This is a genomic window from Pseudomonas sp. MYb327 (assembly GCF_040438925.1).
In the GTDB taxonomy this organism is placed as follows: Bacteria; Pseudomonadota; Gammaproteobacteria; order Pseudomonadales; family Pseudomonadaceae; genus Aquipseudomonas.
The window spans coordinates 4,415,036-4,435,608 of the sequence record NZ_CP159258.1; the positions used below are offsets into that span (position 1 = coordinate 4,415,036).

General features: G+C 57.3%; 17 protein-coding genes and 1 other RNA gene. 11 read left to right on the forward strand and 7 right to left on the reverse strand.

Going from position 1 to position 20,573, the window contains the following annotated elements; all coding sequences use genetic code 11:
- Positions 1-40: 40 nt before the first annotated feature.
- Positions 41-1,714: a DNA repair protein RecN gene (gene recN, locus ABVN21_RS19945; protein ID WP_339554936.1), complete on the forward strand. Its 1,674-nt coding sequence runs from the start codon at positions 41-43 to the stop codon at positions 1,712-1,714.
- A 75-nt stretch (positions 1,715-1,789) separates the two neighbouring features.
- Here the strand turns inward: recN and fur are convergent, their stop codons facing one another.
- The gene (gene fur, locus ABVN21_RS19950; RefSeq protein ID WP_003197684.1) at positions 1,790-2,194 is read right to left on the reverse strand and encodes a ferric iron uptake transcriptional regulator; all 405 of its coding nucleotides are present in this window, start codon (positions 2,192-2,194) and stop codon (positions 1,790-1,792) included.
- A 97-nt stretch (positions 2,195-2,291) separates the two neighbouring features.
- On the opposite strand from fur, the gene ABVN21_RS19955 reads away from it, so the two are divergent.
- Positions 2,292-2,819, forward strand: a complete 528-nt coding sequence (locus tag ABVN21_RS19955) for an outer membrane protein assembly factor BamE (RefSeq protein WP_034148348.1) — start codon at positions 2,292-2,294, stop codon at positions 2,817-2,819.
- Positions 2,820-2,878: 59 nt separating this feature from the next.
- On the opposite strand, the gene ABVN21_RS19960 is transcribed toward ABVN21_RS19955, so the two are convergent.
- Genes ABVN21_RS19960 through ABVN21_RS19970 form a run of 3 tightly spaced genes read right to left on the reverse strand, consistent with a single transcriptional unit; the run spans position 2,879 to position 5,031 of the window.
- The gene (locus ABVN21_RS19960) at positions 2,879-3,193 is read right to left on the reverse strand and encodes an RnfH family protein (protein ID WP_339554935.1); all 315 of its coding nucleotides are present in this window, start codon (positions 3,191-3,193) and stop codon (positions 2,879-2,881) included.
- Entirely contained in the window at positions 3,186-3,620 is a 435-nt protein-coding gene (locus tag ABVN21_RS19965; protein WP_339554934.1) for a type II toxin-antitoxin system RatA family toxin, read from the reverse strand. Before ABVN21_RS19965 ends, ABVN21_RS19960 begins: the two co-directional genes overlap by 8 nt.
- 7 nt (positions 3,621-3,627) lie before the next feature.
- Positions 3,628-5,031 (reverse strand): sodium-dependent transporter, encoded by a 1,404-nt coding sequence (locus tag ABVN21_RS19970; RefSeq protein WP_339554933.1) that lies wholly within the window; start codon positions 5,029-5,031, stop codon positions 3,628-3,630.
- A gap of 118 nt (positions 5,032-5,149) precedes the next feature.
- On the opposite strand from ABVN21_RS19970, the gene smpB reads away from it, so the two are divergent.
- Positions 5,150-5,632, forward strand: coding sequence for an SsrA-binding protein SmpB (gene smpB, locus ABVN21_RS19975; protein WP_007933497.1), 483 nt, complete (start codon positions 5,150-5,152; stop codon positions 5,630-5,632).
- Positions 5,633-5,788: 156 nt separating this feature from the next.
- Here smpB and ABVN21_RS19980 read toward each other — a convergent pair whose 3' ends face one another.
- Complete coding sequence (locus ABVN21_RS19980; RefSeq protein WP_339554932.1) at positions 5,789-6,556, reverse strand: FCD domain-containing protein; 768 nt, start codon at positions 6,554-6,556, stop codon at positions 5,789-5,791.
- Positions 6,557-6,819: 263 nt separating this feature from the next.
- Here ABVN21_RS19980 and ABVN21_RS19985 point away from each other — a divergent pair, with 263 nt between their 5' ends.
- The 7 genes from ABVN21_RS19985 to ssrA all read left to right on the forward strand — a co-directional run bounded on the left by ABVN21_RS19985 (position 6,820) and on the right by ssrA (position 15,446).
- Positions 6,820-8,514, forward strand: a complete 1,695-nt coding sequence (locus ABVN21_RS19985; RefSeq protein WP_339554931.1) for a lactate permease LctP family transporter — start codon at positions 6,820-6,822, stop codon at positions 8,512-8,514.
- A gap of 152 nt (positions 8,515-8,666) precedes the next feature.
- On the forward strand, positions 8,667-9,491 hold the full coding sequence (locus tag ABVN21_RS19990) for a (Fe-S)-binding protein (RefSeq protein ID WP_339554930.1): 825 nt from the start codon (positions 8,667-8,669) through the stop codon (positions 9,489-9,491).
- Positions 9,488-10,942, forward strand: a complete 1,455-nt coding sequence (locus ABVN21_RS19995; RefSeq protein WP_339554929.1) for a LutB/LldF family L-lactate oxidation iron-sulfur protein — start codon at positions 9,488-9,490, stop codon at positions 10,940-10,942. Before ABVN21_RS19990 ends, ABVN21_RS19995 begins: the two co-directional genes overlap by 4 nt.
- Entirely contained in the window at positions 10,942-11,613 is a 672-nt protein-coding gene (locus ABVN21_RS20000; protein ID WP_339554928.1) for a lactate utilization protein, read from the forward strand. The genes ABVN21_RS19995 and ABVN21_RS20000 overlap by 1 nt, the downstream gene beginning before the upstream one ends.
- Complete coding sequence (locus tag ABVN21_RS20005) at positions 11,610-14,420, forward strand: FAD-binding and (Fe-S)-binding domain-containing protein (RefSeq protein WP_339554927.1); 2,811 nt, start codon at positions 11,610-11,612, stop codon at positions 14,418-14,420. Before ABVN21_RS20000 ends, ABVN21_RS20005 begins: the two co-directional genes overlap by 4 nt.
- Before the next feature lie 261 nt (positions 14,421-14,681).
- The gene (locus ABVN21_RS20010; RefSeq protein ID WP_339554926.1) at positions 14,682-14,957 is read left to right on the forward strand and encodes a hypothetical protein; all 276 of its coding nucleotides are present in this window, start codon (positions 14,682-14,684) and stop codon (positions 14,955-14,957) included.
- Between the two features lie 95 nt (positions 14,958-15,052).
- Positions 15,053-15,446, forward strand: a transfer-messenger RNA (tmRNA) gene (ssrA, locus tag ABVN21_RS20015).
- A 267-nt stretch (positions 15,447-15,713) separates the two neighbouring features.
- On the opposite strand, the gene ABVN21_RS20020 is transcribed toward ssrA, so the two are convergent.
- Positions 15,714-17,834 (reverse strand): acyltransferase family protein, encoded by a 2,121-nt coding sequence (locus ABVN21_RS20020; protein WP_339554925.1) that lies wholly within the window; start codon positions 17,832-17,834, stop codon positions 15,714-15,716.
- Positions 17,835-18,199: 365 nt separating this feature from the next.
- Between ABVN21_RS20020 and ABVN21_RS20025 the strand changes: the two genes are divergently transcribed.
- Positions 18,200-19,606, forward strand: a complete 1,407-nt coding sequence (locus tag ABVN21_RS20025; protein ID WP_339554924.1) for a DUF2252 domain-containing protein — start codon at positions 18,200-18,202, stop codon at positions 19,604-19,606.
- Between the two features lie 99 nt (positions 19,607-19,705).
- Here the strand turns inward: ABVN21_RS20025 and ABVN21_RS20030 are convergent, their stop codons facing one another.
- Entirely contained in the window at positions 19,706-20,557 is an 852-nt protein-coding gene (locus ABVN21_RS20030) for a phosphatase PAP2 family protein (protein ID WP_339554923.1), read from the reverse strand.
- Between the last annotated feature and the right edge of the window lie 16 nt (positions 20,558-20,573).

A 20,573-nucleotide genomic window follows, 5' to 3' on the forward strand; every position in this document is an offset into this window, starting at 1 on the left:
CTGTATAAATAACCAGACCTAAAGCCTGGGAGCGGCCTTTATGCTGGTGCACCTGTCCGTACACAACTACGCCATCGTTGAACATCTCGACCTCGAACTCGATCGTGGGATGAGCGTCATCACAGGCGAAACCGGCGCCGGCAAGTCGATCATGCTCGACGCCCTGGGCCTGACCCTGGGCGATCGCGCCGACAGCGGCGTGGTGCGCCCCGGCGCAGACAAGGCCGACATCCTGGCAACCTTCGATCTTGCGGATATTCCCGAGGCCAGTACCTGGCTAGCCGAGCGTGATTTGGAAAACGATGGCCCGTGCATCCTGCGCCGGGTGATCACGGCTGAAGGGCGCTCGCGCGGCTACATCAACGGAACACCCTGCCCGCTCGGCGACCTCAAGGCACTCGGCGAGTTGCTGATCGATATCCACAGTCAGCATGAACACCAATCCCTGCTCAAGACCGACACCCACCGGCGCCTGCTCGACGAGTATGCCGGCGCTACGGACCTCGCCCGCCAGGTGCAACTGGCCGCACAGCGCTGGCGCCAGACGCACCAGGAGCTGGAGCGTCTTTCCAACTCCGGCGATGAACAGCGAGCACGCCATCAGTTGCTCAGTTATCAGCTTGAAGAACTCGAAAACCTTGGCCTCGGCGAGAACGAACTGGAGCAACTGGAACACGAACACAAGAACCTGACCAATGCCGAAACCTTGCTGGGCATTTGCCGGCAAGTGGTCGAACAATGCAGCGAAAGTGATTCCGGCAATGTGCTGAATGCCCTCACCGCCAGTCTCAATCGCCTGTCGAGCGTGAACAACTCGATTGGTGCGCTGGGCGAAGCCAGCAGCTTGCTGACCAGCGCGCAGATCCAGGTTGAAGAAGCCGTGGGCGAGCTGAACCGCTTCCTGGATAACTTCGACGCAGACCCGGCGCGCCTTCAATATCTGGAAGAACGTCTCGACGCGATTTACACCATGGCGCGCAAACACCGTATTCAGCCGACCGAGGTCGCGGAGATGCAACAGCGGCTACTGGATGAAATCGAAACCCTGAACGCCAACGACGAATCCATCGAGCGACTGAGTGATGAGCTGGCGTCTTACGCCCGTCATTATCAGGAGAAGGCTCGAGAACTGAGCGACCTGCGTCATCAAGCCTCCAGTAGCCTGGCCGGCGCGGTGGAGCAAGAGATCCAGCGTCTGGGCATGCCCGGCGGGCGCTTTGCCATTGAACTGCGGCCCAACAGCAGCACCGAACTGTTGCCGAACGGACTGGAACAGGTCGAACTATTGGTCAGCGCCAACCCGGGGCAGCCTTTAAAAGCGCTAGCGAAGGTGGCATCGGGCGGTGAACTATCGCGAATCAGTCTGGCGATCCAGGTCATCACAGCACAAACCTCTCGCGTACCGACCTTGGTGTTCGACGAAGTGGACGTTGGTATCGGCGGTCCTACCGCCGAAATCGTCGGCCAGTTGCTGCGCCGTCTCGGCGAGCGCGGGCAGGTTCTGACGGTGACGCACTTGCCACAGGTGGCGGCGCAGGGCCATCAGCATTTGTTTGTTCACAAAGTGCGCGGCGAGGATGCCACCCGCACGGCCGTATCCAAACTGAGCAAAAACGATCGTGTCGAAGAAGTGGCCAGGATGCTGGGCGGCATCGATCTGACCAAGGAATCCCTGGCTCACGCCAAGAAAATGGTCGTTACCGCGAAAATATAAGATCGACAGAAAGCACGAAGGCGACCCTGGGGTCGCCTTCGTTCGTTTCGCGAACCTTGCGGTCGCGCGACATGCTTACTTTTTCTTGCGTACGTACAACACAAGATTGTGATCAACCATCTCGAAGCCGTACTTGTCGACGATGGCTTTCTGCAGGCGTTCGATTTCTTCGTCGAAGAATTCGATCACTTCGCTGGTCTCGACGTTGACCATATGGTCGTGATGCTTGCCGTCGTCCAGTTCGAAGACCGCATGGCCTCCGTCGAAGTTGTGCCGCACCACAAGGCCAGCTGCCTCGAACTGAGTCAGTACACGGTAAACCGTGGCCAGACCGACGTCCTCGCCAGCCTCCATCAGTGCCTTGTAGACATCCTCGGCACTCATGTGGCGCTGCTCGGCGGAATCGAGCATTTGCAGAATTTTGACCCGTGGCAGGGTCACTTTGAGGCCGGCTTTGCGTAGTTCGCTATTTTCAACCATGGTCAGCTTTCTCGCGATGCTGCTTCGCAGCTTCTCTTAATGCGGGTATGATCGGCGTTTACGTTGTCCCAGCCAAGATAGTGGAAGTCGCCCACCGATGCAAAACACCAAGCTCTTGCTAACCAGTTTCACCTTTGTGGGACTGCTCGCACTCGCCGGTTGTTCATTCCCCGGGGTTTACAAAATCGACATCCAGCAGGGCAATGTCGTCACGCAGGACATGATAGACCAGTTACGCCCGGGAATGACCCGTAAGCAAGTAAGGTTTATCATGGGCAACCCTCTGCTGACTGACACGTTCCATGCCGATCGCTGGGATTATCTGTACAGCCTGCAACCGGGTGGCGGTGAACGCCAACAAGAACGCATTAGCGTTATCTTCAACCCAAATGACCAGCTTGTCAGCCTCTCTGGTGATTTCATGCCAGGCGTGAGCCGCGACGAAGCCATTCTCGGTAAGGACAGTGGTACTACAGTGACCGCCCCCGCTGAAAACGTCGAGAAGCCGAAGCCAGAAAAACCGGTCAAGCCAGGTTCGTTGCTGGATCAGATCCAAAAGGACGTCGACGGTGTAGAAACCGTTCCAGTCCCAACGCCAGAACCGCTGGACACCTCGCCGCAATAATTTGTGACGCAATAAAAAACCCGGAATTTCCGGGTTTTTTATTGCCTGGCGCTGATGAATTATTGATTCCGGGCCTTTGCCTCGGCAGCCTTGGCCGCCCTCAGACGGCGAACCTCTTTCGGATCTGCCAGCAACGGCCGATAAATCTCGATGCGATCCCCCGATTGGACCAAACGACTGTCTGGATCTACGACGACCTTACCGAAGATTCCCAACGGGCACTGAGCCACATCCAACTCAGTAAATCTCTGATCCATACCGGACTTCAACACCGCCGCGCGAACGGTCGTGCCTGCTGGCACTGCCACCGGCAGAAGGACCTGGCGATCAACGGCGGCATAGACCACCTCAATCTCAATCAACACATCAACCATATATTTGCTTGGCGCGCTGGCAGAACGCGTCGACCAGCGTATTGGCCGCTTGATTGAACAATGGCCCCAAGGTCGCGCGAACAATCGGCCCAGCGTAATCGAAAGAAAGGTCCAGGCTGATCTTGCAAGCCTTATCGGTCAACGCTTTGAACACCCAGACGCCATGCAACTGAGTGAATGGTCCCTCTTCGAGATTCATCTCGATGGACTGCCCGGGAACCAGGGCATTGCGCGTCACGAATTTCTGACTGAGCCCACCCTTGGCCACCCCAACGCTGGCGCGCATATGTTCAGGAGAGCTTTCGAGCACTTCGGCCGATGAACACCACGGCAGAAATTCCGGATAGCGGGCCACGTCGTTGACCAGGTCGTACAGCGCTTGTGCCGGATACGGCAGCAGGGCAGAACGTGCAATGTGTGTCGTCATGTAAGCGTCACTTCCACAGCTGGGCGGCAAACACTACAAGAATGCCGATGGGCGCCACATAGCGCATCAAGAACAAGGACAGGGCGAACAACAGGGGATTGCGGATCGACAGTTCGTCGCGCACCGCATCACGGCCCATCACCCAGCCCGCAAACACCACGAAGCACAAACCACCGAGTGGCAACATGATTCGCGAGGTAAAGAAATCGATCACGCCAAAGAAATCCAGGCCGCCGGTTGCGCCCCATTGATAGAGGTGAAACAAACCGCCTTCGTTCACGAAGAACTTCGCCTCCTTCCAGATATTGAAGGAAAACACAGTACCCAAGCCAACAAACCAGCAGATGAAGGCCAGCCAGAGGGTGACCCAGGCCCGGCTGACTTTCGTGCGTTCGACCAGGTACGCCACCATCGGCTCCAGCAGGGAAATCGCCGAACTCCAGGCAGCAATCGCGACCAGTACGAAGAACACTACGCCCATCAACTGACCGAGCGCTACGTTACCAAAGGCAAAGGGCAGGCTCACGAACATCAGGCCAGGGCCTTCGCTCGGGTTCAGGCCGGCGGCGAACACAATCGGAAACAGTGCCAGACCAGCCACCAGGGAAACGAAGGTATCGAGCAGTGCCACGCCGACGATAGTGCCTGAAATTGACGAAGTCTTTGGCATATAAGCGCCATAGATCATGATCGAACCAACGCCGACACTAAGGGAGAAGAACGCGTGCCCCATGGCCGGCAGCAAGCCGTCGAGGACTTTTTCCGGCTGGAAGTCGAACATGAAATGCACGCCCTCCATGAAATGGCCGGTGGTCATGCTGTACCCCAGCAACACCAGCACCATCACGAACAGCAGCGGCATCATGATCCGCAGACTACGCTCCAGCCCGGCAACCACGCCTTTGGCGATCACCACGGCCGACAGCAGCATAAAAATCGTATGCCAAAGTGTCAGGCGCCATGGGTCGGCGATCACATTGCCAAAGTAAGCGCCCACCTGTTCGGGAGTTGCCCCCTGGAAGTCGCCACGCCCCATGTCGATGATGTAGTCCAGCGACCAGCCGCCGACTACGCTATAGAAAGATAGAATCAGCAATGCCGTGATCATCCCGGCAAACGCACCCCAGGACCATTTGCCCGAGTGCCCAGCCTCCAGCGCCAGTACCTTCAGGGCATTGGCCGGACTCTGTCGGGCGCGTCGGCCGATCAAGGTCTCCGCCAGCATGACCGGCATACCGATCATCGCGATGCAGGCCAGGAACATCAGCACGAAGGCGCCGCCGCCGTAGACGCCAACCATGTAGGGGAATTTCCAGATACTACCCAGGCCCACGGCCGAACCGGTCGCGGCGAGTATGAAGACCCAGCGGCTAGCCCAACTGCCGTGGACAGAGACCTTGTCTGTCGACATCGTTATTACGACCAAGCATTCAAAAAAGAGCGCGCATTGTCCGGGATTCAATCAACCTGCTCAAGCACGCAGCAACACCGTAGCCGACTCGCTTGCAACTCCCTATAATGCCGCCCCTATGGCTAAACAGAAGAAACACCCAACAGGGACCATCGCGCAAAATAAAAAGGCGCGACACGATTACTTCATCGAGCATAAGTTCGAGGCTGGTCTGGTCCTGGCCGGCTGGGAAGTAAAAAGTCTGCGGGCAAGCAAGCTACAACTGGTTGACAGTTATGTGCTGCTCAAGGATGGCGAAGCCTGGCTGCTTGGCAGTCACATCACGCCTCTGACGACCGCCAGCACTCACGTCATTGCCGACCCGGTCCGCACGCGGAAGCTGCTGCTCAATCGGCGCGAGCTGGAAAAGCTCGCCGCTGCGGTGCAGCAAAAAGGCTATGCCTGCGTCTGCCTGTCCTGGTACTGGAGCAAGCACATGGTCAAGTGCGAGATCGCTCTGGGCAAGGGCAAGAAGGAATACGACAAGCGTGATACCGAGCGCGAACGCGATGCCGGTCGCGAGTTGCAGCGTGCGGTGCGGAACAAGGGCAAGGAAGACTAATCTTCCGGCCTGATCACTGCTTCGTGGCGAGGGAGCTTGCTCCCGCTCGACTGCGCAGCAGTCGCCGATGTATCGTCATTGCGACACTAAAAACCAGAGCCGCTTAGCACCCCAGCGGGAGCAAGCTCCCTCGCCCATTGAGTTTCGCCACTACAGCTACATCCCCTTGCGCCGCTCCGCCCGGGCCATGCGCTGCACTTCCTGACGCACTTCTTCCAGCACTTCCTGAACATACAGAATGTGTCGACTGGACACTTCCCGCGCCTGTTCCGCCCTGCCCTCGATAATCGCCAGGTACAACTCCCGATGCTGGGTGATCAGCATGTCGCGAGTTTCGGTGCGCTGTTTGTACATGCCGCCAATGTTGGTCACAACGTTACGCTTGAGCAGGTCGAACAACCCGCGAATGGTGTGCAACAACACAGCGTTGTGACTGGCTTCGGCGATTGCCAGATGGAATTTCGCATCCGCCGCGCCCTCCTCCACCCGGCTCACTTCGTCGTAGCGCGAATAGCAGTCCTGCAGTTCGTTGAACGCTGCGGTCAGCCGCTCGCGATCCACGTCCGTGGCCCGCATAGCGGCGTAATAGGCGCAGGACGCTTCCAGCGTATGACGAAATTCCAGCAGGTCTCGCTGCGCCTCGGGATTGCTTTCCAGCAGGTGCAGCAAGGGATCACTGAAGGTCGTGCCCAGGGATTCCACCACGTAATTGCCGCCGCCCTGACGGCTGACCAGTAGACCCTTGGCCGCCAGCTTCTGAATGGCTTCGCGCAACGATGGGCGTGATACGCCGAACTGCTCGGCCAATACGCGCTCCGCCGGCAAGCGCTCACCCGCCTTCAGCGTGCCTTCGAGGATCATGCCCTCAAGCCGCTCGACAATATCGTCAGACAAACGGCGCTGACGAATTTGATCAAACCCCATAACTCGATTTCTCCACGATCCCGGCCGCTCGCCGGGCCTCTATTCTGGCCTATCGACGCTACATAGGCATCTGCCACACAGCATTTATCCAAGCGCGCCAGATGACTTGACGGTTCAGCCATTCGACAAAAGTTTTAGGGCGGCAAATTGACACACCGCCTCCAACGCTTTTACCCTAGCCAACAGCGATTGTAAATTGGTATTACCAATTATCCAAAAACGCTGCTCAGTGCCTGACCAACAACAATTAGGGGCCACCCCATATGCAAACCTGGCAACAGCTCTACAGCCCGCTCGGCAGCCTTGGCCTGTCCGCGCTCGCGGCCGTCATTCCCATCGTGTTTTTCTTCCTGGCCCTGGCCGTATTCCGCCTCAAGGGACATGTCGCCGGTAGCATCACGCTGGCCTTGTCGATTCTGGTGGCGATCCTTGCCTTCCAGATGCCGGTCGACATGGCGTTTGCCGCCGCCGGATATGGTTTCGCCTACGGCCTGTGGCCTATCGCCTGGATCATCGTGGCGGCTGTATTCCTCTACAAACTGACGGTCAAGAGTGGCCAGTTCGAAGTGATCCGCAGCTCGGTACTGTCGATCACCGACGACCAACGCCTGCAAGTGTTGTTGATCGGTTTCTGCTTCGGTGCCTTCCTCGAAGGTGCAGCCGGTTTCGGTGCGCCGGTGGCGATTACCGCCGCCCTGCTGGTGGGACTGGGTTTTAATCCTCTCTATGCCGCAGGCCTGTGCCTGATCGCCAACACCGCCCCCGTCGCGTTCGGCGCCCTCGGCATTCCGATCATTGTCGCCGGACAAGTGACCGGCATCGACGCGTTCAAGATCGGTGCCATGACTGGCCGTCAACTGCCATTGCTGTCGCTGTTTGTGCCGTTCTGGCTGGTATTCATGATGGATGGCCTGCGCGGCGTCCGCGAAACCTGGCCAGCCGCATTGGTCGCCGGTTTGAGCTTTGCCGTGACCCAGTACTTCACCTCGAACTTCATCGGCCCGGAACTGCCGGACATCACCTCGGCGCTGGCCAGCCTGATTTCCCTGACGCTGTTCCTGAAAGTCTGGCAGCCAAAACGCGCGGCCGGGCAACACATCGCCGGTGCCGTCTCGGCTTCCGTGGTCACCGCCAGTGCCGGTGGTTTCGGACAGAAGCGCACCACCGTGGCCTCGCCTTACAGCCTGGGTGAAATTTTCAAAGCCTGGTCGCCGTTCCTGATCCTCACCGTACTCGTGACGATCTGGACCCTGAAACCGTTCAAGGCCATGTTTGCCGCCGGCGGTTCGATGTACAGCTGGGTGTTCAATTTCGCCATCCCGCATCTGGACCAAATGGTGATCAAGGTTGCGCCGATCGTGGCTAACCCGACCGCCATTCCAGCGGTGTTCAAACTTGATCCGATTTCCGCGACCGGTACGGCGATTTTCTTCTCGGCGCTGATCTCGATGCTGATCCTGAAGATCAATATCAAAATTGGTCTGACCACTTTGAAAGAGACCTTCTACGAGCTGCGCTGGCCCATCCTGTCCATCGGCATGGTGCTGGCCTTCGCCTTCGTCACCAACTATTCGGGTATGTCATCGACCATGGCGCTGGTACTGGCCGGCACTGGCGCTGCTTTCCCGTTCTTCTCACCGTTCCTCGGTTGGCTGGGCGTGTTCCTGACTGGCTCCGATACTTCATCCAATGCGCTATTCAGCTCGCTGCAAGCCACTACCGCTCACCAGATCGGCGTCAACGACACCTTGCTGGTGGCGGCGAACACCAGCGGCGGCGTGACCGGCAAGATGATCTCGCCTCAGTCGATCGCTGTAGCTTGCGCGGCGACTGGCCTGGTGGGCAAGGAGTCGGATCTGTTCCGTTTCACCCTCAAGCACAGCCTGTTCTTCGCAACGATCGTCGGCCTGATCACCCTGGCTCAAGCCTATTGGTTCACCGGCATGCTGGTGCACTAAGAGCCACACGCTATATGGAAAAAAACCGACGCCGGACCACGATTCCGGCGTCAGCTATTCACAACCCGGTCTGCAAGGCTGCTGAAAGAATATCTCTCTATATTCAGCGGCCTCAGCGGACGGATAACCGGGCCCACCCGGAGACACGCCTGATGAGCGAGCTTTTTTACAACGCTGTGCCGAATGCGACCCGTGTCGCCCCGCCACTGCCCGAGCCTCGGCAATATCCTAGGGAAAAACCGCAACGGGTCTACCTGTTCGGGACCTGCGTAGTGGATTTGTTCTACCCGGAAGCCGGAATGGACGCGATCCACTTGCTGGAACGTGAAGGCATCCGTGTCGAGTACCCGCAAGGGCAAAGCTGCTGCGGTCAACCGGCCTACACCTCGGGTTACACCGAGCAGGCCCGGACCGTAGCGCGCTCGCAACTGGCGTTGTTCGCCGGGGATTATCCGGTGGTGGTGCCATCGGGCTCGTGCGCGGGCATGTTGCGCGAACACTATGCCGACTTGTTCAAGGACGAGCCGGAAACGCTGAAACAGGTCCAGGCATTGGCGGCCAGAACCTACGAACTCGCCGAGTTCCTGTTGTTTGTCTGCAAAGTGCAGCTCAAGGACGACGGCGAACCGGTTAAAGTGGCGCTACACACATCGTGCTCGGCACGCCGCGAAATGAATACCCACCTGCACGGTCGCGAGTTGTTGGCGCAACTGAGCAACGTGGAGCGCGTAGACCATAGCCATGAAAGCGAATGCTGTGGCTTCGGTGGGACTTTCAGCGTCCGTATGCCGGACATTTCCGGTGCGATGGTGGCTGACAAGACCCGGTCGTTGAAGGAATCTGGCGCGCATAAGGTACTGAGTGCCGACTGCGGTTGCCTGATGAACATCAACGGCTCACTGGAAAAACAGAAGGAAGCGCTGCGCGGCCAACATCTGGCCAGTTTCCTTTGGCAGCGTACCGGAGGTGCCCGATGAGCGCCGCCGAGATTATTCCTACAGTCGCCGTAGAAGAAGATTTCCGCACTCGGGCTCACGAGGCTTTGGGTGACGCGCAATTGCGAGGCAACTTTCGCAAGGCGATGGATTCACTGATGACAAAACGGGCCGCGTCCTTTAACGATGCCCACGAAAGAGAACATTTGCGAGCGCTGGGCAACGCTGTCCGCGCCCGTGCGTTATCGAAGCTGCCCGACCTGCTCGAGCAGCTGGAAAAGAACCTGACCCGCAACGGTGTGACAGTGCACTGGGCGGAAACGGTGGACGAGGCCAATGGCATCGTCCTCTCGATCATCCGCGCTCACGAGGGGCGGCAAGTGATCAAGGGCAAATCGATGGTCAGCGAAGAGATGGAGATGAACCATGTCCTCGCTGAACAGGGCATTGAATGTCTGGAATCGGACATGGGCGAGTACATCGTCCAGCTCGACCACGAGAAGCCTTCACACATAATTATGCCGGCGATCCACAAGAATGCCGGTCAGGTCGCGTCCTTGTTCCACGACAAACTTGGCGTTGAATACACCAAGGACGTTGACCAACTCATTCAAATCGGCCGCCGTGTCTTGCGGCAGAAGTTCTTCGAAGCGGACATCGGCGTCTCCGGCGTCAACTTCGCCGTGGCCGAAACCGGCACCTTGTTGCTGGTGGAAAACGAAGGCAACGGCCGCATGACCACCACTGTCCCGCCGGTACATATTGCCGTCACTGGTATCGAAAAGGTCGTGGAAAACCTGCGCGACGTGGTGCCGCTGCTGTCGCTGCTAACGCGTTCGGCCCTGGGCATCCCGATCACCACCTACGTCAACATGATCTCCGGCCCGCGCAAGGCGCATGAACTCGACGGCCCGCAGGAAGTGCATCTGGTGTTGCTCGACAACGGTCGCAGCCAGGCCTTTGCCGACAGCGAGTTGCGCCAGACCCTGAACTGCATCCGCTGCGGCGCGTGCATGAATCATTGCCCGGTCTACACCCGAATTGGTGGTCATGCCTATGGCGAGGTTTACCCCGGCCCTATCGGAAAAATCATCACCCCGCACATGGTCGGCCTGGCGAAAGTCCCGGACCACCCGAGCGCCTCTTCGTTGTGCGGCGCCTGCGGTGAAGTGTGTCCGGTAAAAATTCCGATCCCTGCGCTGTTGCGTCGCCTGCGGGAAGAGAACGTCAAAGCGCCAGATAGCTCGGATCAAGTGATGCGTGGTCAGGGCAGCAAGTACTCGCGCAAAGAACGCTTCATCTGGAACGCCTGGGCGAAACTCAATAGCTCACCGACGCTGTATCGCCTGTTCGGTTTCTTCGCTACTCGCCTGCGCGCCCTGACGCCAAGCAATGTCGGCCCGTGGACGCAAAACCACAGCGCACCAAAACCCGCCACGCGCTCACTGCACGACATGGCTCGCGCGCATCTGGCCAAACAGGGAGATCGTTGATGAGCGCCAAACAAAACATCATGGCGAAATTGCGGAAAAGTCTGACAGGCACCACGCCGGTGGCTGACAACTTCGACGTCGAACTGGTGACTCAGCCCTACACTTACACCGCCGAACAACGCATCCCGCAGTTGCGCAAATTGATGGAAGCGGTGCATACGGAAATCCATCTGACATCCGGTGAAGGCTGGCCAGAACTGTTGGCGCAATTACTACGGGATCGCCAGATACCGAGCCTGTTGATCGCACCGACTACGCCTCACGGCCAACGCATCACTCAGCACTGGGCGAAAAATCCCGAGCTACCTACTCTCAAATCCTACGTTCGCCCGATTGAGGAATGGAAAGCCGAGTTGTTCAACGACACCCCGGCCAGCCTGACCGGCACCCTCGGCGCAATCGCCGCGACGGGTAGCCTGATTCTCTGGCCGACGCGGGAAGAGCCGCGCATGATGAGCCTGGCGCCACCGGTGCATTTCGCCCTGCTCAAGGCCAGCGAAATCCGCGACAACTTCTATCAGGTGCAGCAAGAATTCGAATGGGCCCAAGGCATGCCGACCAATGCCTTGCTGGTGTCCGGCCCCTCGAAAACCGCCGACATCGAACAGGTGTTGGCCTACGGTGCCCACGGTCCGAAAGACCTGGTGGTGTTGATCCTGGAGGACCAATGAGTCTACCGGCAGCGTTCCTGCGTGATGCGCAAAAACTGATTCCTCAGGAGCGTCGTTTCGACGATCCCTTGTCGACTCTGGCCTTCGGCACAGACGCCAGCTTCTATCGGTTGATTCCGCAACTGGTGGTCCGCGTCGAGTCCGAAGATGAAGTGGTGGCGTTGCTGAAACTGGCGCAGCGCGATCAAGTTCCAGTGACCTTCCGCGCCGCTGGCACCAGCCTTTCCGGCCAGGCTATCAGTGACTCGGTGCTGATCGTGCTTGGGGATAACTGGAACGGCCGCGAGATCCGTGGCCAGGGCACGCAGATTCGCTTGCAACCCGGTGTGATTGGCGCCCAGGCCAACGCCTGGCTGGCACCCTACGGGCGCAAGATCGGTCCGGATCCGGCGTCAATTAACGCCTGCAAGATCGGCGGTATCGTTGCCAACAACGCCAGTGGCATGTGCTGCGGCACGGCGCAAAACACTTACCACACACTGGCCGGCATCCGTCTGGTGCTGGCCGATGGCAGCCGTCTCGATACCGAAGATGCAGGCAGTGTCGCAGCGTTTCGCCAAAGCCACGCGACGCTGCTGGAACGCTTGGCGACCTTGGGCCGCGAGACCCGCGCCAATGCCGAACTTGCTGCAAAGATTCGCCACAAATACCGTCTGAAAAATACCACCGGCCTGTCACTCAATGCCTTGGTGGATTTCGACGAGCCTGTGGATATCTTGAGCCACTTGCTGGTGGGCTCCGAAGGCACCCTAGGCTTCATCAGCGCGGTGACCTATGACACGGTGATCGACCACCCGAACAAGGCCTCGGCGCTGATCGTGTTCCCGGATGTGGAAACCTGCTGCAACGCGGTCACCGTGCTGAAAAGCCAACCCGTTTCGGCCGTGGAGTTGCTGGATCGACGAAGCCTGCGCTCGGTTCAGAAAAAACCAGGCATGCCGGCTTTCGTACAACACCTGTCGAATAATGCCTGTGCGTTGTTGATCGAATCCCGTGCGGCATCGTCCACATTGCTGCAGGAACAACTGGCGCAGATCATGGCGTCACTGGTTGCGTTCCCGGTGGAGAAGCGAATCGACTTCACTGAAGATCCGCTGGAAAACGCCCGTCTCTGGGCGATCCGCAAGGACACCTTCCCCGCCGTCGGCGCGGTGCGCAAAACCGGCACCACGGTGATCATCGAAGACGTGACGTTCCCGGTGGAGCAACTGGCCGTTGGCGTGAACCGCCTGATCGAGTTGTTCGACAAACATCACTACGACGAAGCGATCCTTTTCGGACACGCACTGGAAGGCAATCTGCACTTTGTCTTCACCCAAGGCTTCAACAACCCGGAAGAAGTCGCACGCTACCAGGCGTTCATGGACGACGTTGCGCAACTGGTCGCGGTTGAGTTCGGCGGCTCGCTGAAGGCTGAACACGGCACTGGGCGCAACATGGCGCCTTTCGTCGAGCTGGAATGGGGCAGCGTCGCCTACCAGTTGATGTGGCAACTCAAACGCCTGCTCGACCCCAATGGCATCCTCAACCCGGACGTGGTGCTCAGCGACGATCCGCAGATCCACCTCAAGCATTTGAAACCCTTGCCGGCCGCCGACGAGATTGTGGACAAGTGCATCGAGTGCGGGTTCTGCGAACCGGTCTGCCCGTCGAAAGGACTGACCCTGAGCCCGCGCCAACGTATCGTGATCTGGCGTGACATCCAGGCGAAAAAACGTGCTGGAGTCGATACCCGCGAGCTTGAGGCAGCCTATGAATATCAAGGCATCGATACCTGTGCCGCGACCGGACTTTGCGCCCAACGCTGCCCGGTAGGCATCAATACCGGCGAGCTGGTGAAAAAGCTTCGCGGCCTACACGCCACGCACACGAAAACCGCCAACTGGCTGGAAGGAAATTTCGCCACGGCACTGCAAGGTGCGCGTTTCACCCTGCACGTGGCGAATGGTGCGCGGATGCTGCTGGGCGCGCCGCGACTGGCAAAGCTTTCCGCTACGGTGACGCGACTTTCCAAAGGGCAAATCCCGCAGTGGAGCAATGCCATGCCGCAGCCTGAACGGGCGATCCGCTTCAGTCCGAGTGTGTCGGACGACCGTCCGCGGGTGGTGTATCTGGCTGCGTGCGTCTCTCGCGCCATGGGGCCCGCGGCCGGCGATAAAGAACAAATGTCGCTGTACGACAAAACCCGTGGCTTGCTGGAAAAGGCCGGATACCAGGTGGTGTTCCCGGACAACCTGGACAGCCTCTGCTGCGGCCAGCCGTTCGCTTCCAAAGGTTATGCCGAACAGGCGGAACACAAACGCCAAGAGCTGATCAGCGCCCTCCTTCACGCTAGCCGCGGGGGACTCGATCCGATCTATTGCGACACCAGCCCCTGCACCTTGCGCCTGACCCAGGACCTTGGCGATGTGCGCCTGGACCTGTACGACCCGGTGCGTTTCATTCGTACGCACTTGATGGATCGACTGGATTTCACGCCGCAAGACACACCGATCGCGGTGCATGTCACCTGCAGCACCCAGCATCTGGGCGAAAGCCAGGCGCTGATCGACCTTGCGCGCAAATGCAGCAAAAACGTGGTCATCCCCGAGGGCATTCACTGCTGCGGCTTCGCGGGCGATAAGGGTTTCACCACACCCGAGCTGAACGCACATTCGCTGCGCACCTTGAAAGACGCGGTGCAGTATTGCAGCGAAGGCATTTCAACCAGTCGCACCTGTGAGATCGGCCTGAGCCAGCATGGCGGGATTGATTACCACGGGCTCGTGTATTTGGTGGACCGCGTGACGCAAGCGCGCTCGGCTTGAAACGACCGTCAAAATCGGGAACCCAATACCTGTTGGAGCCGGCTTGCTGGCGATAGGTTTGAGCAGACGACAAAACTCTGGTCTGAAAATCCGCTATCGCCAGCAAGCCGGCTCCAACAGGTTCAGATTTGGTAAAAAAAAACCGAATTCCTAAGCGCGGCTATAGTCATTTAGCTAGGCCCGGTAAACGGGCTTATAACCACCTCGGACAGCCGCCCCATTCACCGGCAGCACCGAGCCCTCATGCGCAAGGAGATACCCATGAAGCACTCTGCAATGGCTGGATTGTTCATTTCTGCTGCACTGTTGGCGTCGCCGGTGTTTGCGGCGGATAAGGATCTGTGTACCGCGAATATTCAACAAATAAGTGATTTCGTGGACAGCGCGCCTTCCCTTCCGGAAGGCACAATGGACACTGTAAAAGCTGCACTGACAAAAGCAAAAGCATCTCAGGCCGCCGGTAACGACAAGGATTGCGTCGAAGTCACCTCCGGCATCATCACCAAAATGCAAATTCGCAACCCTACCCGGAATTGATACCAGATAGGGCCAACCTTCGGGTTGGCCTTCCGTGCCACATTGACGTAGACTACGCAGGCTTGTTGCTCATCAGATTCACGAGCAATGAGTTCGGGGCCGTTTAGGATTCGACGCCGGTTGCGAAACTTTAGGTGCATGCCGAGTTGGTAACAGAACTCGTAAATCCACTGTTGCAACTTCTTATAGTTGCCAATGACGAAACCTACGGGGAATACGCTCTCGCTGCGTAAGCAGCCTTAGCCCTTCCCTTCTGGTACCTTCGGGTCCAGCAATCATCAGGGGATGTCTGTAAACCCAAAGTGATTGTCATATAGAACAGAATCGCCGTGCAGTACGTTGTGGACGAAGCGGCTAAAACTTACACAACTCGCCCAAAGCACCCTGCCCGTCGGGTCGCTGAGGGTTAACTTAATAGACACGGCTACGCATGTAGTACCGACAGCGGAGTACTGGCGGACGGGGGTTCAAATCCCCCCGGCTCCACCAAATGAGACACCAACGAAGCCCGCCCAGTGCGGGCTTCGCTGTGTCTGGGCTTTCATTCGTTGCTGAAGGTTGTTGTGGATTCACTCAGGCCTCGGTGACGTTTCAGCGACATCCTCTCCGGCGTCCTGCCGATCGATCAAAATCCTTCACTGCTTTCGTCGCGGATTGATCGCACACCCCGAATCGTGACACTGGGTTGCTGCATACCTACCTGCCCTAGCTGGAGGCACCTTGGGCTAGTGCAGGAGGCGCAGTATTGCGATAGTGCTATTTGGCTTGGAGCAATGGGTTGCCGTATTTCTGTAGGTATGTCTCGCCAAATTTATACGATGCGTAGTCGGTGATGTGGCCAATATCGCGATACACCGGCACACCCCCGATAGCTGTCATGCAAGTGCTGTCCGTGCACTGTACTTTCTTAGGGTCGATTATGATCAAGTCTGAATACTCTGACTTGAGGTCGGTAAATACCTTGGTCAGCCATGGATCTTCACTCGCTGTCCACGGTGCAGAAGAGCACTGGCTGACTTCTTCATCATTGCCAGTCAAGCCACGCGATTTGACAGTGCGATACAGGCAGTCATTCACACCTGCCGGCATGGCAAACGGTGCTTTCAAGAATACCGGCGTGGCGCCGGACTGCGTAATTGCGTCCAGTGCATCCCTGATTGCTACTTCAAACCGCTGGCGCGACAGCTCGACAGTGCGTGGGTCGTCCAGCTTTGTAACGACGCCATCGCCAACATAACTTTCCCAGATCAATCCGAGCATGACGTACTTGTAATGATTCTTGGCGATCAAGTCGAAATATTGCTTGCTGGTGTCATGACACTCGGTATAGAGCCTGTCCTTGTACTTCCACCAGTTGTACAGATAAATCTTTGGCAGGGTCAGGCATGCAGGGAAGGCTTGTGCAAGCACTGAAATATTCGCGTCTTTTGCCAGGGTATCCACAAAGCCCCACTGCTGATTAGAGAATGAATCACCTATAAGCAGAGCCTGGGGTTTTGCCTGAGGTGCCCCCATTACACAGCGAACGTCAGAGCCATCACTTACTCCGTCGAGGCAATGTTTTCTGTTGGGCGCTTCAGCCGCTTTGAGCTTACTGAGTACAGCCGTGGGGCCTGTCCCGAAACGTTCTGGCCAGCCGTCATGCTTTTTGCTTGCAGAGTAAAGCACCGACATGCAAACAACCGGAACCAGCAGCAGGATCATCAGGGTTTTTACAAGGCCCGCTTTAGACTTGCGGAATCTATTTTCAATCAAAACGTAGGACAAGAAAGCGATTACAAACGTCGCGGCAAAATACGCGACCTTCCATTCTGAAGTAAGGCTGATATCCAAATAGCTGAGTGTCGCCAAAATCGGCCAGTGCCACAGGTAGAGCGAGTAGGAAATGGTTCCGACGAAGACAAGTGGCGGAAAGGACAGCACTTTCAAGGAAAGGCTCTCACCCACGCCGCGATAAAGCAGGGCAGCGGTTGCAAGGCATACCAAAAGGGCGTGGTAATCCGGAAAGCGTTGGAGAATGTCTGAGCGGGTAGCACAGTAAGCAATGACAGCCAGCGACACGATACCCAGGACTGACGAAGCAACCGCATTCAGCCTGAACTTTGTCGAGCCAAGTAACATCGCGCACGAGCCAATCAGCAGTTCAAAGATTCGTGCCGAGAAGTAGTAATAGCTTTTATCTGGAGTTTTATTTGTCAAGTAAAACGCCAGCACCATTGCACCCAGCGTTAGGCACAGCACTACAACCTTAAGCATTGTTGGAGACAAGTACCGATTTAGCAGCCAAAGGCCTATCGGCAGGACCAGATACCATTGCCACTCGATGGCGAGAGACCAGGTATGTAGCAGAAGAAAATTGGCGGCATCCGGGGTGGCGTACCCAGTTGTCTCCTTGGCGAAGAATTGATTGGAGACAAATTGCGCTACGCTTTTATCGCTTTTCAGAAACCTGACAAAGTCGTCAGGCAAATAGAAGATTGCTGCCACAGCCATAGTTGCAACCATCAGGGCAATAACCGCTGGCTGCAGGCGCCATATCCGGCGTGTGTAAAAACCGGAAAATGTGAAAGAGCCTTTGTCCATTGCTCTCAGAATAATTGATGTGGTCAAGAATCCCGAAATCACAAAAAAAATGTCAACGCCGATGAAGCCCGAAGGTAAAAAAGAAAATCCGGCGTGATAGATCAACACCAGCAGAACAGCAATAGCGCGTAGTCCGTCAATGTCTGGACGATACTCGATTGATCTTTCAATCCTGCCTATTAGTTCATGAGTTGATTCACCAGAATGTGCAGACGGTGAATGCAAGCTTTCTCTTAAATGGATGTGGTTGGCGTGCAATGGCACTTCCAAATTGCCTTGGGAATCTTGCGACACAGTGAACAGTCCTTATGAGACGGCATTGAAAAATCAAACAACGACGCGGCATTAGTTTGTCGGCCGCCAAGGCTTGAAAAACGGCGCACATACTACGTGATTAGTGCCCTAAATGGTGGCTATAAAAAAGATTGGCTGTCCGGGGCAATAGCCACACTAAGGCTAATGATCTTGCAAGAAGCTCGGCCAGTTTTCCGCTCGCAAGTAGGCCCGGCGCCGGGTCGGGAAATGGAAGCCTTGGGCCTCAACGTATTCGCTGACGTATTGAGCCGCAGCGAACCCACCGGCCCGCGTCGCCATCGTTTATTTTCAACCTCTTCTACACTCATTCGACACGCCCGACATCACCCTTCGAATGAGCCCAAATGACCACCCTCAAAGATCACTTCAAACAAGGCAAAGACGCTCGCAAGAAGTGTCCACGCAGTGCGCTGGCGGCGATGGGCAAGACCGATCGCGATCCGATCCCGCTGATCAAGGCGTCGAGTGAGGGGCGAGTGAAATCGCTGGTCGAGTTGCGCTACGGGCGCATGCTGGTGTCGCCGTTCACGTTCTATCGCGGCAATGCATTGTTGCAAGCGCATGACCTGGCGGGCACGCCGAACATGGGGTTGGTGTCGCCGATCTGTGGTGACTGTCATCTGATGAATTTTGGTGGGTTCGCCACACCCGAGCGTAACTTGTTGTTCAGCGTCAACGACTTTGACGAAGCTCATCCGGGGCCTTGGGAATGGGACGTGAAACGACTGGTGGCGAGTTTTCTGGTAGCCGCCCGCGACTTGCGCCATGGCGGTTCGGTTGAAGAAACCGTCTGCCATGGGGTGGTGAGTGCCTATCAACAGACCATGCGGGAATGCGCCGAACAAAGCGCGCTGGACACCTGGTACGAATCCATCACCTACGACGATTTGCGCGAGCAAGCGAGCAAAAGCGCCCTCGAACATGTGGAGCGCTCCATCGAAAAAGCCGAACGTCGTACCCATGCCGAATTGCTGCCGAAAATCAGCGAGCGTGACGCCCACAAGCGTCTGATCATTCGCGATGACTTGCCGGAAATTTTCCATCTGCACAAGAACACCACGTTGCTGGATGCCGACGATGACTGGCTGCGTCTGGCGGACTGGCGCCCCCTGTTTGATACCTTCATGCGCGATTACCGAGGCACGTTGCAAGGTGACCGTCGCGAGCTGCTGTCACGCTTTAGCGTGCAGGACCTGGCCTTCAAAGTGATTGGCGTTGGGAGCGTCGGCACCCGTTGCCTGGTGGCCCTGCTGACCGATGAGCAGGAGTTCCCGTTATTCCTGCAATTCAAGGAAGCACGACGCTCGGTGCTCGCCGGTTACGTCAAGACCAGGTCGCACGTACGGCATGAAGGCCAACGCGTCGTCGAAGGGCAACGCCTGATGCAATCGGCCAGCGACCTGTTCCTCGGCTGGACCACTGGTCCCAGTGGTCGTCACTTCTACGTTCGTCAGCTGCGGGATATGAAAGTCTCGGCGGAACTGGAAACGTTCGACGCCGAGTCGTTCGCCGCCTACGGCAGGCTCTGTGGACGCGCCCTGGCCCGTGCCCACGCCAAATCGTCAGGCATGGCCGCGAAAATCTGTGGCTACATTGGCAAGGGCGATGCGCTGGCTGACGCGCTGTTAAAGTATGCCCAAGGCTATACCGAACAGAATGAACGCGATTTCGAACGCTTCCAGCAGGCTTGCCGCAAAGGTCGTTTGCGCGCACGTTCGGAAGCAGACTTTGCCGCAGATCATTTGCCATAGCCTGATTCAACCAGGATCGGGAGCCCCGTACATCGGGGCGCAGATGAACTTTTCTTCACTACACCGTGGTGCAACAAGCTGTACATTTCCCTCGCTCATTCAAGAAACTACGGTTTGCCCGCCCTCCCGCGGGCTTTTTTTTGCCTGTAAGTTTCCCGAAGTTTTTTCATGCCGGCGCAGCACTGGCATCTCCAGCCGCGCCCGTCCGTAAAACGCCAGCGCCGTCAGCAAACAGGCCAGCCAAACGAAGATCCCGGCCCAGAAGGTGTGGGACATGTAGTGCCAGCCTTGTAGGACCCGCGTCGTGCCGTAGACGAAACCAAGCGCCAGCGAGCCGTACATCAGCGCCTTGGAATAACGCCAGCGATACCGTCGCGCGACGAAGTACAACGCGAGCATGGTAAAGCCACCCGAAGCATGCCCACCCGGCCAGCAGCGCCCGTCACCGGCGACCTTCAGCAAATCGAAATTCTGGTACCACTCCTTGTGCTCGATCTTGCCGGCGTACTGGGTCGTTTCGATCGGGCAATACACGCTGGTATGGCCCTTGAGGTAGTGAATGACACCGGTACTGATGGAAAACGCGAACACGACGTAGAGGAAATCCCGACGATGCCTGGTGGCAAATCGCAGCACCGGCGCGATTTTGATTTTTTCCAGAAGCGCGATGATTTTCGAATGTTTTTCCGCCTTCAGCCGGGGCCAGAGAAACGACAACAAGGCACCGATGATCGCTATTTCGCCGGTCCAGTTGGGGATGATCCGCGCCCATTTATGGGTGATCTTTTCGAACAGGTGTACATGGTCCAGCGGGAAGGTTTGTGTCACCGGGTCATAGAAAAGATCATTAAAGGCGATGTCGATTGTCGTCAGGTCGAACATCAGAAACACCACGACCGCGCAGGCCAGTGGAATACCGAAGTTCATCCAGTAAAAACGGTAGCGGGGCATTGTGCGTCCTGATCCT